This is a genomic window from Citrobacter sp. Cm038, from assembly GCF_030333105.1.
GTDB classification, from domain to species: Bacteria; Pseudomonadota; Gammaproteobacteria; order Enterobacterales; family Enterobacteriaceae; genus Citrobacter; species Citrobacter murliniae.
On sequence record NZ_JAOWGO010000024.1, the window covers coordinates 123560 to 137498 of the forward strand.

A 13939-nucleotide genomic window follows, 5' to 3' on the forward strand; every position below is an offset into this window, starting at 1 on the left:
CTTTTTCTAAGTAAAAAGCTATAATGCACTAAATTGGTGCAACCTTTTTCAGGAGACTGCTGAATGGCAACCGGCACGCTGCCCGATGCTGGGCAGATCCTCAATTCGTTAATCAACAGCATTTTACTTGTCGATGATGAGCTGGCGGTACATTACGCCAACCCCGCGGCACAGCAGCTGCTCGCCCAAAGTTCTCGTAAACTGTTTGGTACACCGCTTCCTGATCTGTTGAGCTATTTCTCTTTGAACATCGGACTGATGCGAGAGAGCCTGGAAGCTGGCCAGGGCTTTACGGACAACGAAGTGACGCTGGTAATAGACAGCCACTCACATATCCTCTCAGTGACCGCTCAGCGGCTTCCTGACGGCCTTATCCTGCTGGAGATGGCCCCAATGGATAACCAGCGCCGTCTGAGTCAGGAGCAGCTCCAGCATGCTCAACAAATTGCGGCCCGCGATCTGGTACGCGGACTGGCGCACGAAATTAAAAACCCACTGGGCGGGCTACGTGGTGCTGCGCAGCTTCTCAGTAAAGCACTCCCGGACCCGGCGCTGACAGAATATACCAAAGTCATTATTGAGCAGGCCGATCGCCTGCGTAATCTGGTTGACCGTTTGCTGGGTCCACAACAGCCAGGTATGCACGTTACGGAAAGTATTCACAAAGTGGCTGAACGCGTGGTGGCACTGGTCTCAATGGAGCTACCGGAAAACGTCACGTTGATTCGTGATTACGACCCAAGTCTTCCAGAACTGCTGCACGATCCAGATCAGATAGAGCAGGTTCTGTTGAATATCGTGCGCAATGCGCTACAGGCGTTAGGGCCAGAAGGTGGCGAGATTATTCTGCGAACCCGCACCGCTTTCCAGCTCACGCTACACGGTATGCGTTATCGCCTGGCTGCACGTATTGATGTTGAGGATAACGGTCCGGGTATTCCCCCTCACTTGCAGGATACGCTGTTCTACCCAATGGTCAGCGGTCGCGAGGGTGGTACCGGACTTGGATTATCCATCGCCCGTAATTTGATTGATCAACATTCCGGCAAAATTGAATTTACCAGTTGGCCGGGTCATACCGAGTTCTCGGTTTACCTGCCTATCAGGAAATAAAGGTGACGTTTATGCAACGAGGAATAGTCTGGGTAGTTGATGACGATAGTTCCATCCGTTGGGTGCTTGAACGTGCGCTCGCAGGGGCAGGACTTAGCTGCACGACATTTGAAAGTGGTAAAGAAGTGCTGGATGCGCTGGCCAGCAAAACGCCGGACGTGCTGTTATCGGATATCCGAATGCCGGGTATGGACGGCCTGACGCTGTTAAAACAGATCAAACAGCGCCATCCAATGCTTCCGGTCATCATAATGACGGCACATTCCGATCTGGATGCCGCCGTCAGCGCCTATCAGCAAGGGGCTTTCGATTATCTGCCTAAGCCTTTTGATATCGACGAGGCTGTTGCACTGGTCGAGCGCGCTATCAGCCATTATCAGGAACAGCAGCAACCGCGGAATATTCAGATCAACGGCCCGACGACCGATATCATCGGTGAAGCCCCCGCGATGCAGGATGTATTTCGTATTATTGGGCGGCTTTCCCGTTCTTCAATAAGCGTATTAATCAACGGTGAATCCGGAACTGGTAAAGAACTGGTCGCCCACGCCCTGCACCGTCACAGTCCTCGCGTCAAAGCGCCTTTTATCGCACTTAATATGGCGGCTATCCCGAAGGATTTAATCGAATCTGAGCTGTTTGGCCATGAAAAAGGGGCGTTTACCGGTGCGAATACCATTCGTCAGGGGCGCTTCGAACAGGCCGACGGTGGCACACTTTTCCTCGACGAAATTGGTGATATGCCGCTGGATGTACAAACGCGGTTATTGCGCGTATTAGCCGACGGACAATTTTACCGCGTTGGCGGCTATGCGCCAGTGAAGGTGGATGTACGTATCATCGCGGCGACACATCAGAATCTCGAACTGCGTGTGCAGGAAGGCAAGTTCCGTGAGGACTTATTCCATCGTCTGAACGTTATTCGCGTCCATTTGCCGCCGCTGCGTGAACGTCGGGAAGATATCCCCCGCCTGGCTCGTCATTTTCTACAGGACGCCGCCCGCGAACTGGGCGTTGAAGCCAAGCAATTACACCCCGAAACCGAAGCAGCGCTCACACGTCTTGCCTGGCCGGGGAACGTGCGCCAGCTTGAGAACACCTGCCGCTGGTTAACCGTAATGGCCGCCGGGCAGGAAGTGCTAATTCAGGACTTACCGGCTGAACTGTTTGAGGCCACAGTTCCAGATGCCCCTTCGCACTTGCAACCGGACAGCTGGGCAACCTTACTGGCACAGTGGGCTGACAGGGCATTACGTTCCGGCCATCAAAACTTACTGTCTGAGGCGCAACCTGAAATGGAACGTACGCTGTTAACCACTGCGCTACGCCATACCCAAGGGCACAAACAGGAAGCGGCACGCTTGTTAGGATGGGGGCGTAACACCTTGACGCGTAAATTAAAAGAGCTCGGAATGGAGTGACAATTTGTCACTGTGTAAAGATTGATAATTGAGCGCAAATTGCTGCTATTTTGTACTTTACTGTTCCGATGAGTTAAGTATGATCGTGCCCGGCAAACGGGGAGAAGTCATCATGCTGGAATCAATCATTAATCTTCTGTCGAGCGGTTCAGTAGAAAGCCATACGCCACAAACTGCGGTTGCCGCAGTGCTGTGTGCGGCGCTGGTTGGACTGTTTAGCTGAATGCGTGCCGGGTGGCGCTAACGCTTATCCAGCTTACAGGTTGTCACGACTTGTAGGCCCGGTAAGCGGTAGCGCCACCGGGCAACATCACTAAATCACCCGCGAGAACTGCTGTATCCGCGCTTTCTGACGCAAATAAGCATCAAAGCACATGCAGATATTACGGATCAGCAGGCGGCCTTTCGGCGTAACCTGAATCCCCTTCTGATTGACGTCCACCAGCCCATCTTCCGCCAGCGGTGCCAGCAGTTTCAGGTCTTCGGCAAAATATTCAATAAAGTTCAGCCCCCATTGCTGCTCCACGGCGGCGTAATCGAGGCGGAAGTTACAGATAAGCGCCTTAATAACGTCACGGCGAATGCAGTCATCACGGGTTAACGCGATCCCACGCCACAAAGCATCACCGCGCTCATCTACCTGCTGATAGTAAAGCTTCAGCTCTTTCTGGTTCTGTGCGTAACAGTCGCCAATCATACTGATGGCAGAAACACCCATCCCCAGCAGGTCAGTATCACCCTGGGTGGTGTAGCCCTGGAAATTACGATGCAGAACGCCTTCACGCTGCGCAACTGCCAGCTCATCATCCGGGCGGGCAAAGTGATCCATCCCAATGAACTGATAGCCAGTTTCGGTCAGTGAGGAGATGGTTTCCTGCAGAATATCCAGCTTCTGTTGCGCGCTGGGCAGATCAACATCTTTGATCTTGCGCTGGGCGGCAAAAAGCGTCGGCAGGTGCGCATAGTTAAAGACGCTCAGGCGGTCGGGATTCAGCTCTGCCACACGCTTCAGAGTGAAAGCAAAGCTCTCCGGCGTCTGTTTTGGCAGCCCGTAAATAAGGTCGATATTCGTCGAGGTAAAGCCAATATCACGCGCATGATTAAGCAGCGCAAAAATGAACTCCTCGTCCTGTTCGCGGTTCACCAGACGCTGAACTTCTTTGTTGAAGTCCTGCACCCCCATGCTCAGGCGGTTAAACCCTTCTGCACGTAAATGATCAAGGACATCCAGCTCGATTTCACGTGGATCCACTTCGATCGAGATTTCGGCATCAGCGTTAAAGTGGAAGTTGTCACGTAACAACGTCATCAAACGGCTGATCTGTGCTTTATTCAAATAAGTGGGGGTGCCACCGCCCCAGTGCAGCTGGCTAACATGTCGTCCGGCAAACAACGGTGCACGATGAATAATTTCTTGTTCCAGCACATCCAGATATTGATCGGCTTTATGCTGCTGACGAGTCACAATTTTGTTGCAGCCACAGAAGTAGCACAGTTTGTGGCAAAACGGGATATGGACGTATAAAGAGAGTGGACGTTCAGGGTAGCGCGCAACGGCCTGCGAAAACGCCTCTGCACCGTAGTCTTCAGAAAACTCCAGCGCGGTCGGGTACGAGGTATATCGTGGCCCGGAATAGTTATATTTCTGGATCAGGGCCAGATCCCAGTCTATTAGCTGTTCAGACATGCTCACTCCTTCCGATGGCGTTTCTGGCGAGTACGGCGTACCGGCTTAGTCCCATTGTGGGTGATAAGCCGGCTGCGCAGCCACTTTTGGCGCCGCGACAATCGCTGTAGTTTAACGAATAACCACACCAGATAACATATAACCGGAAGGGTTATAAGCAGGACAGGAAGGCCCACGGTACAAAACCGTTAGTTACCACCCTTCAGCAGGCGCATCATATCTTCCTGCTTTTCATCCTCTTCATCTTCCTCTTCGTCGTCATAGGAGAGACCCAGCTTTTGCATCAGCTCATCAATGCGATCCAGCTTGGCATCAACCCATGCCTGATCTTCATCACTCAGGGTTTCTCCCGCTTCAAGACGTTCCAGCAGCGCATCCAGGCGCTCATCCGTTTCCAGTAAATCCAACTCAGCCTGTGGTGAAAGCATAGGTTTCTCACTCTTCGGTTTGTGCTGTTTGGTGACCTTTTCGGTCACACCCAATGCAATGGGGGTTTTACTGCCAATACGAGGATCTTTGTGCTTACTTTGGTTTCCGCCACCTGATGCGCCGTCACTACCGGTCGCACGGCTACCTGCCGCATGACCACGGTGTTTTTTCTGGCGTTTACGGTCACGGGCTTCCTGGTTAATCTCTTCGCGTGTTTTACGGCGCGCTTTTGCAGGACCTTTACCGCGTGGTGTAGAAGTTGGTTTCATCATGATTCGTCTTTGGCTGTTTTTATTCAGTATATAATTGCGCCGGAATCTAGCAGAAATAAAGAAAAAAGGCGACAGAGTAATCTGTCGCCTTTTTTCCTGACTCTCACCCTTAACAGGCTTTACAATCCATGTTGGCTATCAACACACCCTGTTTTTCCCTTAGCCTGAAACATTCCGTGTTGTTTCCATTTCCTTTTACTAACGTCTCCGGACGTTTGTCTTCCTGACAATCCTGTGTCTTCGCCTCCTGGCGCTCCTGACCCTCATCCTGAGTCGTATATCCTGTAAGCTTCCTCGCTATGGACGCTACTTTACCCTTTTGGCTTAACCGTACAAGTAACCTGGGTAGCAATTTCAGCTTTTCAGAATATAACTAATGTTTAATTATCTGATTTATTTGAGTTATATCATTATTTGCTCTGTCATATCGCATAGATTCGATCGGCAATGTCTCACAAAGCGCGCGGTTTTTACTTACACAACACACTTGTCGAAAAGCCAGCCTTTTGCTGGTGTTCAGGTATAATCGCTGCAAAGCCTTGATTGATGGAGACGACCGCTTTGACTAATTTGAATTATCAACAGACGCACTTTGTGATGAGTGCGCCTGATATTCGCCATTTACCTTCCGATACGGGAATCGAAGTGGCTTTTGCTGGCCGTTCCAACGCAGGCAAATCCAGTGCGCTAAATACCCTGACAAATCAAAAGGGTCTGGCGCGTACCTCTAAAACACCTGGCCGTACACAGCTCATCAACCTTTTTGAAGTTGTTGACGGCAAGCGTCTGGTTGACTTGCCGGGATACGGTTATGCAGAAGTTCCGGAAGAGATGAAGCGCAAATGGCAACGCGCGCTGGCTGAATACCTGGAAAAACGTCAGAGCCTGCAAGGTTTGGTTGTCCTGATGGATATTCGCCATCCACTAAAAGATCTCGATCAGCAGATGATTCTGTGGGCAGTAGAGAGCAACGTTCAGGTTCTGGTATTACTGACCAAAGCGGACAAACTGGCCAGCGGTGCACGGAAAGCCCAATTGAATATGGTACGTGAAGCGGTGCTGGCATTTAATGGCGATGTACAGGTCGAAGCATTCTCATCGCTGAAGAAGCTGGGCGTGGACAAACTGCGTCAGAAGCTGGATGTCTGGTTTAGCGAACTGGCACCGATTGAAGAGATGCAGGACGGGGAATAATCCACTGATATGCCGGATGGTAACGTTACACGTTTTATCCGGCCTACAGATCTTTATTATTGCTTTAAATAATTCGAGTTGCGTAAAGGCGGCGATACCAGGAAAAATTCGTCGGAAACGACTTTGAACAGCTGAAGGCGCCTCCGGTGAGGGACTGGAGTGAGCAAGAAAGCCAACGCATATACAGCTTGAAGTATGACGAGCACAATAAAAAACGCCCCAGTCATTACTGACTGGGGCGGCTAAAATATTCAGCCAAATCCGATTACGTGAAGTAAAAGGTCTGAAAGATAGAACATCTTACCTCTGTACCCTACGCGAATAACTTTACTCTTTTTTGAGCAGCTCAGAAAGTACTTTTTGTAATTTTTTTTCACTCCCGACATAGGGAATTCTAATGAATATCACAAAAAGCTCTATCTTATGTTGCTTAGTTACGAAAAGAGCACGTTATTCATTGAACCCTTAGTGCGCTTGATCCCAGTTTTCACCACTACCCACTTCCACCAGTAACGGCACATCAATCCGCGTCCCATTTTCCATCAGTTGATGGATCTTTTTCGATACGCTTTCCAGGTCATCTTTATGCACTTCAAATACCAGTTCATCGTGTACCTGCATGATCATGCGTACGCGCGGCTGCTCGGCTTGTAGCCATCCGTCCACATCTATCATGGCTCGCTTGATAATATCTGCAGCAGTACCCTGCATCGGGGCATTAATCGCTGCGCGTTCAGCACCGGCGCGGCGAGCACCATTACTGGATTTAATATCCGGCAGATAGAGGCGACGCCCTTCCAGGGTTTCAACATACCCTTGCTCTTTTGCCTGTGCGCGCGTGCGTTCCATGTATTCCATAACGCCAGGGTAACGTTCGAAGTAGAGATCCATGTATTTCTGCGCTTCTTTACGCGGAATATTCAACTGGCGCGCAAGACCAAAGGCGCTCATCCCGTAGATCAGACCAAAGTTGATAGCTTTCGCACTGCGACGCTGCTCGTTGGTCACAGAATCGAGCGGCAAGCCAAAGACTTCAGCAGCCGTTGCGCGGTGAATGTCCTTCCCTTCAGCAAACGCAGTGAGCAGACCTTTGTCACGCGAGAGATGCGCCATAATACGCAGTTCAATCTGCGAGTAGTCCGCAGAGACAATAACGTAGTCTTCTGGTGCAATAAACGCCTGGCGAATACGACGACCTTCCTCATTACGAACCGGAATATTTTGCAGGTTAGGGTCGGTAGAAGATAAGCGACCGGTAGCCGTGACTGCCTGATGGTACGAGGTATGTACGCGTCCGGTTTTAGGATTGATCATCAAAGGAAGTTTATCCGTATAGGTAGACTTCAATTTTGCCAACCCACGATATTCCAGAATCACCTTCGGCAATGGGTAATCCAGCGCTAACTCTTCCAGCACTTCTTCCGACGTTGACGGCGCACCACCCGGTGTTTTCTTCAGCGGTTTGATGCCCTGCTTTTCAAACAGAATGGTTTGCAGCTGCTTGGTAGAAGAGAGGTTAAATGCCTCTCCAGCTATCTCATGCGCTTTTTTCTCCAGCTCCGTCAAACGCAGTGTTAGCTCTTCTGAATGTTTGTGCAGTACCGCCGGATCAATTTTCACACCATTGCGTTCTACGCGAGATAGTACTGGTACCAGCGGCATATCGATCTTCTCGAACACATTTAGCGGCCCTTGATGCTTTTGCAGTTCTGGCCACATTTTCAAGTGCAACTGTAACGTAACGTCAGCATCTTCCGCGGCATAACGTCCGGCTTCTTCCAGTGCAATCTGGTTAAAGGTCAGTTGGTTTTTACCCTTCCCGGCGATCTCTTCAAAAGTGATCGTTTTATGTTTCAACCAACGATCGGACAGGCTGTCCATGTCGTGTCGTCCGGCAACACTGTTGAGAATGTAGGATTCGAGCATGGTATCAAAAACGATGCCGCGCAGCTCAATTCCGTAGTTTGCCAGTATGCCACGATCGTACTTCAGATTTTGCCCAACCTTATGCGCCTTTTCATCTTCCAGCAGCGGCTTCAGCAGCGTCAACGCACGGTCGCGAGAGATCTGATCGGGAGCATCCAGGTAATCATGGGCAACAGGAACATATGCAGCTATGCCTGGCTCAATGGCAAAAGAGAGACCAACCAGGTTCGCAGAGATGTTATCCAGGCTGTCAGTTTCAGTATCAAAGGCAAAGACCGGTGCTTTTTTTAGCTTTGCAATCCACTCTTCCAGCGTCGCTTCGTCCAGAATAGTGACATAGTTATCGAATGAGAGAACTGTTGCCGGCTCCTCAGGCGTTTCATCGATAGCTATTGTTTCCTGTGGTTTTGCCGCTGGCTTTGTTCCTTTCGCCTGCAGCCATTTGCCGGCTTCAACGTCAGCAACCCAGCGTTTGAACTCATATTGCTTAAACAGGCCAAGCAGTTCGTCAGCTGCAGGCTGGCGCACTTCCAACTGCTCACAGGTTAATTCAAGTTCAACATCCGTTTTAATCGTGGCCAACTTATAAGAAAGGTATGCCACTTCTTTATTCTGCTCGAGTTTGCCAGCCATGGTTTTTGCACCACGGAAGGTTAGCCCCGCGATTTTGTCTGATTCAGCATAGAGGGTATCCAGCCCTCCCAGTCCCTGAAGCAATGCCTGAGCTGTTTTTTCACCCACTCCCGGAACACCTGGAATGTTATCGGAGGAGTCGCCCATCAGCGCCAGGAAATCGATGATCAGCTCAGGTGGCACGCCATACTTATTCACTACCTCATCCGGCCCGAGGATAGTATTGGTCATAGTATTGATAAGCGTGATATTTGGTGTCACCAGTTGAGCCATGTCTTTATCACCGGTACTGATCAGCACCGGGCGCCCTATTTTCTCTGCTTCTCGCGCCAGCGTACCGATGACATCGTCCGCTTCCACACCGGAAACCGCCAGTAACGGCAGCCCCATCGCTTTGACCATCGCATGTAAAGGTTCTATCTGCGCACGCAGATCGTCCGGCATTGGCGGACGATGTGATTTGTAATGCTCGAATAACTCATCACGGAAGGTTTTACCCTTAGCGTCGAAGACCACTGCAGCATGCGTCGGCTGGTATTGCAGAATCAAGCTACGCAGCATGTTGAGGACACCGTACATAGCGCCCGTAGGCTCTCCCGAGCTGTTGGTCAGCGGCGGAAACGCATGGTATGCGCGATACAGGTAAGATGAGCCATCTACGAGGATAAGTGGGTTTTCTGGGATCTGAACCATAATGTCCGTGCCTGTTTATCAGATTATGGGTAAAGGATGCCACAGACAGGATGAAAACATGAGTTTTTCACCGCATTTGTGGAAAAACTTTTGCAGATCTTCTGGACTGTCCGCAAAGTGAGCTGTGGATAACTTTGTGAGTAAATAATTTTCAGCCCTTTAAATACAGCAAGATAATTTACAAAGCATAATAATTTTATATATTTTTCATCGCGTTATATTGAGCAGCAGAATTTTATAGCTTATTTTAGACTTATATCTGGATGTGGATAGATATTACCTTTTTTTCTATTCAGCGAAGACCCGTCATTTGGTTCGTTTTCTGATAAAATCAGCCCCTTGCGCCTCTTTCGCGCACTATCTATGGCTAACCTTTTGAATAATTTAATTATGACGAGAATACTCGCTGCGATAACGCTGTTGCTGAGTATCGTATTGACCATATTGGTCACGATTTTTTGTTCTGTGCCGATCATCCTTGCCGGGGTTGTAAAACTCCTTTTGCCCTTTCCCATCGTCTGGCGCAAGGTATCCGTCTTCTGTAATTTCATGATGTACTGCTGGTGTGAAGGTCTGGCGTTACTGTTACACCTTAATCCGCGACTGAAGTGGGACGTTGAAGGACTGGAAGGTCTTAGCAAGAAAAACTGGTATCTGCTCATCTGCAATCACTACAGCTGGGCTGATATCGTTGTGCTTTGCGTTTTGTTCCGTAAACACATCCCCATGAATAAATATTTCCTTAAGCAGCAACTCGCCTGGGTCCCCTTTATTGGACTGGCATGCTGGGCGCTGGATATGCCGTTTATGAAACGCTATTCGCGCGGCTATTTGCTCCGTCATCCGGAACGACGCGGTAAAGATGTGGCAACAACGCGTCGCTCTTGTGAGAAGTTTCGCCTCCATCCGACAACCATTGTGAATTTTGTTGAAGGTTCGCGCTTCACGAAAGAGAAACACCTGCAAACCCGCTCGCCATATCAAAATCTATTGCCGCCCAAGGCCGCAGGCATTGCGATGGCGCTAAATGTACTAGGGTCTCAGTTTGATAAATTGCTCAACATTACGCTGTGTTATCCAGAAAACAGTCATCGTCCTTTCTACGATATGCTGAGTGGCAAGCTGACACGCATTGTCGTGAGAGTGAATCTGGAGACAATTAAAGAAGAACTGCACGGTGATTACGTTAACGATAAAGGATTTAAACGTCGGTTCCAGCTATGGCTGAATACGCTGTGGAGTGAGAAAGACATGCAACTTGATGCGATTAAAGCCTCACATAAAAAAGCCGGTCAGTGACCGGCTTTTTCTTTTACTTCTGACCAACCAGATATTTCACGGTATCAGCATACTGCTGTACAAAGATATCCATGCTGCTGGTATCCATACCCTGCGGATTTACCTGATACTTACCATTAACAAACATCGCCGGGACGCCCTGCAGTTGCAGATCAGCCGCCGCTTTTTCCTGCTGTGCGACGAGTGATTTCACCACGAAGCTATTCCATGCAGCATCATAGTCTTCACCTTTAATACCCGCATCGACAAACACTTTACGAATATCAGCAACAGACTGGACGGTCTGCGTTTTCTGTACCCCTTCAAACAACGGTACAGTAACTTTATCTTCAACGCCCAGTGCCAAAGCAACAGCCCACGCCTGAGTCAGGTCTTTGCCAAGAGGCCCCAAAAACTCAACGTGATATTTGGTCATTTTGGTGCCTTCCGGCAGTTTTTTCTTCACGTTATCAGAGACGTGAAGCACTTCTTCAAACTGGTAGCAATGCGGGCAGTAGAAGGAGAAAAACTCCAACACCTGAGGCTCACCCACAATAGGCTTTTCCAGTGTGATGTACTGCTTGCCATCCTGGAACTGCGCTGCCGATGCGCTAAAAGCTAAGATCATACCAGCCAGCGCCAGCCATATTTTTTTCATGTTCAGGTCTCTCCGATTAATACATTGGCGTTAATTGTAAGGGGGGGTCTTGCAGAATTTTAGCCTGCTCAATAAAGGTCGCGGTCTGACGTTGCCAGTAATCTTCCCCGGTTAACCATGGAAAGTTTTTAGGGAACGCAGGGTCAGCCCAACGTCGAATCAGCCAGGCAAGATAATAAACTAAACGCATGGCGCGTAAAGGTTCAATGAGTCCGATTTCAGCGATGTCAAACTCACTAAACTCTTCATAAGCCTCAATAATGGTTTCAAGCTGCATACGTTGTTCTGCTTTATCGCCATTAAGGAGCATCCATAGATCCTGTATTGCCGGACCATTACGAGCATCATCTAAATCGACGAACATCGGGCCATCACGCCACAGAATGTTCCCGGCATGGCAGTCACCGTGCAATCGTAGCGTTTCAAAACGGGTATGCCAGCGCTTGGTAACCACCGTGATGAGCGCATCCGTTGCCTTAAGGAAAGCTGCCTTTTGCCCTGCAGGAATGATCCGCGCATGCTCGAAAAGTTTACGCGGCTCAGTCAGATACTCTTCAAGACCAATTGTCGGTCGAAAGGCAAAAGAACGTTTACGTCCAGTTTGATGCAGGCGTCCCAGATAGCGGCCCACCGCCTCCATCTGATCGATGTTGTCGGCTTCAAACTGGCGGCCACCCACACTGGGGAATATCGCATAGTGAAATCCCTGATGACCCAATAACGTCTGGCCATCAAACACAATTGGCGCCGCAACGGGTACATCATCGCGCACCAGTTCAAGGGCAAACTGGTGTTCTTCCAGTATTTGATCAACAGACCAGCGTTCAGGACGGTAAAACTTTACGACAAAACGTCGACGGTCTTCATCCTGGAATTGATAGACACGATTTTCATAGCTGTTAAGCGGGGTCAGCCCGGAATCCACCCGGATCCCCTGCTCAAACAGTGCATCCATGATGGTATCCGGGTGTAGCGTCTGGAAAGTAAAAGCGTTGTCGTTCATCCCATCATCCGGAAAATACTACGAATGATTCAGGATATCATTTCGCAGCGTTTTCGGTGGCGGCGATTACAAGGTTTTACTCTTTAATTACGCCACGTGCTCGCAGGAGTGCAGTTTTAAAATCTTCTTCATAATCTTTTTGAATACCTGGAATCACTGCGTCTTTCGCAGAGTCGCGCATTTTCAGGTGGTAGATCAGAATATCATCAGTTAAATCCGCCAGTTCTCCGTCAAAACCTGACTCTTTTGCCAGTTTCTGCAAAAATTGCATCAGGTTAAGATCGGGTTCTTTCTGCCAGGCCGGCTGGAGGAGTTCAATAACTTCATTCAGACGTTTACATTTCATGGTTGTGCTCCTTAGTCTTAATACGAATACGTTAGCAGGGTCAATCCCACATTAAAAGAGGCGATATCAGTGATTCTGGATAGTGCAATAACAGGGGTTGTTCTGGCTGGCGGTAAGGCCAGACGAATGGGTGGAACAGATAAAGGCCTTCTTGAACTTCACGGTAAGCCGTTATGGAGACACGTGGCGGATACCCTCGCCTTGCAGGTTAAGACCGTCGTGGTTAACGCCAATCGCCATCAGGATGTTTATCAACAAAGCGGCTTGAAAGTTATCCCCGATTTATTGGCCGATTTTCCTGGCCCGCTGGCCGGAATGCTGTCAGTTTTTCAGCAGGAAGCTGGTGACTGGTTTCTATTCTGTCCTTGCGATATGCCATATATTCCCCACAGCCTGGCCGCACGTTTAAAAGAGCAACGTAGCTCTGCGCCAGTCGTATGGGTGCACGATGGAGAACGGGATCACCCGACAATTGCGCTGATGAATAGAAAAATAGTGCCGTTGTTACAGGACTACCTTCAGTCTGGTGAACGACGCGTAATGGTCTTTATGCGTCTGGCTGGCGGGCATGCCGTCGATTTCAGCGATCACAGAGACGCATTCGTAAATGTGAATACACCAGAAGAACTCGCGAGATGGCAGACAAAATCATGATCCCATTACTCGGCATTGCGGCATGGAGTGGTACAGGAAAAACCACACTGCTCAAAAAGCTGATACCGGAACTGTGCGCCAGAGGTATTCGCCCTGGATTGATCAAGCATACACACCACGATATGGACGTCGATAAACCCGGCAAAGATAGCTATGAACTGCGTAAAGCTGGAGCAGCTCAAACACTGGTCGCCAGCCAGCAGCGCTGGGCATTGATGACGGAAACGCCAGAAGAGCCCAAGTTGGACTTAACATATCTGGTGAGCAGAATGGATGCTTCAACGTTAGATATGGTGCTTGTCGAGGGTTTTAAGCATGAAGCTGTCGCGAAGATCATGCTTTTTCGTGAAGGTTGTGGTCGCAACAAGGAAGAATTAACGATTGATGAACATGTTGTCGCGGTTGCAAGCGATGTTCCACTCATGGTGGATGTTCCATTGTTAGATATAAACGATATACCACAGATAGCGGCATTTATTTTACGGTGGCTAAAGCAATGAACGTGATCCGGATGAGGCGTTTACGCCGAATCCGGCACTTTTCACAACGCATAGACGCAAAAAAGCCCATCCGGCAGGATGGGCTTCTTCACTGGTTTGATGCCTGGCAGTTCCCTACTCTCGCATGGGGAG

The 13939-nt window shown here is 49.5% G+C and carries 16 protein-coding genes; 7 read left to right on the top strand and 9 right to left on the bottom strand.

Annotated features, from left to right (window positions below):
- The first annotated feature begins 63 nt into the window (after positions 1 to 63).
- From glnL to OGY01_RS17950, 3 genes are all read left to right on the top strand, one after another.
- Positions 64 to 1113, top strand: coding sequence for a nitrogen regulation protein NR(II) (glnL, locus tag OGY01_RS17940; protein ID WP_045449194.1), 1050 nt, complete (start codon positions 64 to 66; stop codon positions 1111 to 1113).
- A gap of 11 nt (positions 1114 to 1124) precedes the next feature.
- The gene (glnG, locus tag OGY01_RS17945; RefSeq protein WP_045449862.1) at positions 1125 to 2534 is read left to right on the top strand and encodes a nitrogen regulation protein NR(I); all 1410 of its coding nucleotides are present in this window, start codon (positions 1125 to 1127) and stop codon (positions 2532 to 2534) included.
- Between the two features lie 112 nt (positions 2535 to 2646).
- Positions 2647 to 2757, top strand: coding sequence for a YshB family small membrane protein (locus OGY01_RS17950; RefSeq protein WP_096758886.1), 111 nt, complete (start codon positions 2647 to 2649; stop codon positions 2755 to 2757).
- Positions 2758 to 2847: 90 nt separating this feature from the next.
- Here the strand turns inward: OGY01_RS17950 and hemN are convergent, their stop codons facing one another.
- From hemN to OGY01_RS17965, 3 genes are all read right to left on the bottom strand, one after another.
- The gene (gene hemN, locus OGY01_RS17955; RefSeq protein ID WP_200012953.1) at positions 2848 to 4221 is read right to left on the bottom strand and encodes an oxygen-independent coproporphyrinogen III oxidase; all 1374 of its coding nucleotides are present in this window, start codon (positions 4219 to 4221) and stop codon (positions 2848 to 2850) included.
- Between the two features lie 188 nt (positions 4222 to 4409).
- On the bottom strand, positions 4410 to 4919 hold the full coding sequence (gene yihI / locus OGY01_RS17960) for a Der GTPase-activating protein YihI (RefSeq protein ID WP_240703920.1): 510 nt from the start codon (positions 4917 to 4919) through the stop codon (positions 4410 to 4412).
- A gap of 112 nt (positions 4920 to 5031) precedes the next feature.
- Complete coding sequence (locus OGY01_RS17965; RefSeq protein WP_286493469.1) at positions 5032 to 5274, bottom strand: hypothetical protein; 243 nt, start codon at positions 5272 to 5274, stop codon at positions 5032 to 5034.
- Positions 5275 to 5483: 209 nt separating this feature from the next.
- Between OGY01_RS17965 and yihA the strand changes: the two genes are divergently transcribed.
- Entirely contained in the window at positions 5484 to 6116 is a 633-nt protein-coding gene (yihA, locus tag OGY01_RS17970; RefSeq protein WP_045449859.1) for a ribosome biogenesis GTP-binding protein YihA/YsxC, read from the top strand.
- 251 nt (positions 6117 to 6367) lie between these two features.
- Here yihA and spfP read toward each other — a convergent pair whose 3' ends face one another.
- From spfP to OGY01_RS17980, 3 genes are all read right to left on the bottom strand, one after another.
- Positions 6368 to 6415, bottom strand: a complete 48-nt coding sequence (gene spfP, locus OGY01_RS23810; RefSeq protein ID WP_071892919.1) for a small protein SpfP — start codon at positions 6413 to 6415, stop codon at positions 6368 to 6370.
- A 166-nt stretch (positions 6416 to 6581) separates the two neighbouring features.
- Entirely contained in the window at positions 6582 to 9368 is a 2787-nt protein-coding gene (gene polA, locus OGY01_RS17975) for a DNA polymerase I (RefSeq protein ID WP_286493470.1), read from the bottom strand.
- Positions 9369 to 9610: 242 nt separating this feature from the next.
- The gene (locus OGY01_RS17980; RefSeq protein ID WP_223307034.1) at positions 9611 to 9919 is read right to left on the bottom strand and encodes a hypothetical protein; all 309 of its coding nucleotides are present in this window, start codon (positions 9917 to 9919) and stop codon (positions 9611 to 9613) included.
- Between OGY01_RS17980 and yihG the strand changes: the two genes are divergently transcribed.
- Entirely contained in the window at positions 9813 to 10667 is an 855-nt protein-coding gene (gene yihG, locus OGY01_RS17985) for a 1-acylglycerol-3-phosphate O-acyltransferase, YihG family (protein WP_233617292.1), read from the top strand. The genes OGY01_RS17980 and yihG overlap by 107 nt on opposite strands.
- A gap of 13 nt (positions 10668 to 10680) precedes the next feature.
- Here yihG and dsbA read toward each other — a convergent pair whose 3' ends face one another.
- The 3 genes from dsbA to OGY01_RS18000 form a co-directional block, all read right to left on the bottom strand.
- Positions 10681 to 11304, bottom strand: coding sequence for a thiol:disulfide interchange protein DsbA (gene dsbA, locus OGY01_RS17990; protein WP_045449183.1), 624 nt, complete (start codon positions 11302 to 11304; stop codon positions 10681 to 10683).
- Between the two features lie 16 nt (positions 11305 to 11320).
- Positions 11321 to 12307, bottom strand: a complete 987-nt coding sequence (locus OGY01_RS17995) for a serine/threonine protein kinase (RefSeq protein WP_286493471.1) — start codon at positions 12305 to 12307, stop codon at positions 11321 to 11323.
- 76 nt (positions 12308 to 12383) lie between these two features.
- On the bottom strand, positions 12384 to 12653 hold the full coding sequence (locus tag OGY01_RS18000; protein WP_042325406.1) for a YihD family protein: 270 nt from the start codon (positions 12651 to 12653) through the stop codon (positions 12384 to 12386).
- A gap of 69 nt (positions 12654 to 12722) precedes the next feature.
- Between OGY01_RS18000 and mobA the strand changes: the two genes are divergently transcribed.
- Together mobA and mobB are read left to right on the top strand one after the other, a co-directional pair.
- Positions 12723 to 13307 carry a molybdenum cofactor guanylyltransferase MobA gene (gene mobA / locus OGY01_RS18005; RefSeq protein WP_045449178.1) on the top strand — a complete coding sequence of 195 codons (585 nt, stop codon included), beginning with the start codon at positions 12723 to 12725 and terminating at the stop codon, positions 13305 to 13307.
- Complete coding sequence (gene mobB, locus OGY01_RS18010) at positions 13304 to 13807, top strand: molybdopterin-guanine dinucleotide biosynthesis protein MobB (protein WP_045449857.1); 504 nt, start codon at positions 13304 to 13306, stop codon at positions 13805 to 13807. Before mobA ends, mobB begins: the two co-directional genes overlap by 4 nt.
- Positions 13808 to 13939 lie beyond the last annotated feature (132 nt).

Coding starts and splice junctions, on each gene's coding strand:
- OGY01_RS17995 (WP_286493471.1), bottom strand. CDS start 12,307: ATGAACGACAACGCTTTTACTTTCCAGACGCTACACCCGGATACCATC.
- mobB (WP_045449857.1), top strand. CDS start 13,304: ATGATCCCATTACTCGGCATTGCGGCATGGAGTGGTACAGGAAAAACC.
- glnG (WP_045449862.1), top strand. CDS start 1,125: ATGCAACGAGGAATAGTCTGGGTAGTTGATGACGATAGTTCCATCCGT.
- yihI (WP_240703920.1), bottom strand. CDS start 4,919: ATGAAACCAACTTCTACACCACGCGGTAAAGGTCCTGCAAAAGCGCGC.
- OGY01_RS18000 (WP_042325406.1), bottom strand. CDS start 12,653: ATGAAATGTAAACGTCTGAATGAAGTTATTGAACTCCTCCAGCCGGCC.
- OGY01_RS17980 (WP_223307034.1), bottom strand. CDS start 9,919: ATGAAATTACAGAAGACGGATACCTTGCGCCAGACGATGGGAAAGGGC.
- OGY01_RS17950 (WP_096758886.1), top strand. CDS start 2,647: ATGCTGGAATCAATCATTAATCTTCTGTCGAGCGGTTCAGTAGAAAGC.
- glnL (WP_045449194.1), top strand. CDS start 64: ATGGCAACCGGCACGCTGCCCGATGCTGGGCAGATCCTCAATTCGTTA.
- hemN (WP_200012953.1), bottom strand. CDS start 4,221: ATGTCTGAACAGCTAATAGACTGGGATCTGGCCCTGATCCAGAAATAT.
- dsbA (WP_045449183.1), bottom strand. CDS start 11,304: ATGAAAAAAATATGGCTGGCGCTGGCTGGTATGATCTTAGCTTTTAGC.
- polA (WP_286493470.1), bottom strand. CDS start 9,368: ATGGTTCAGATCCCAGAAAACCCACTTATCCTCGTAGATGGCTCATCT.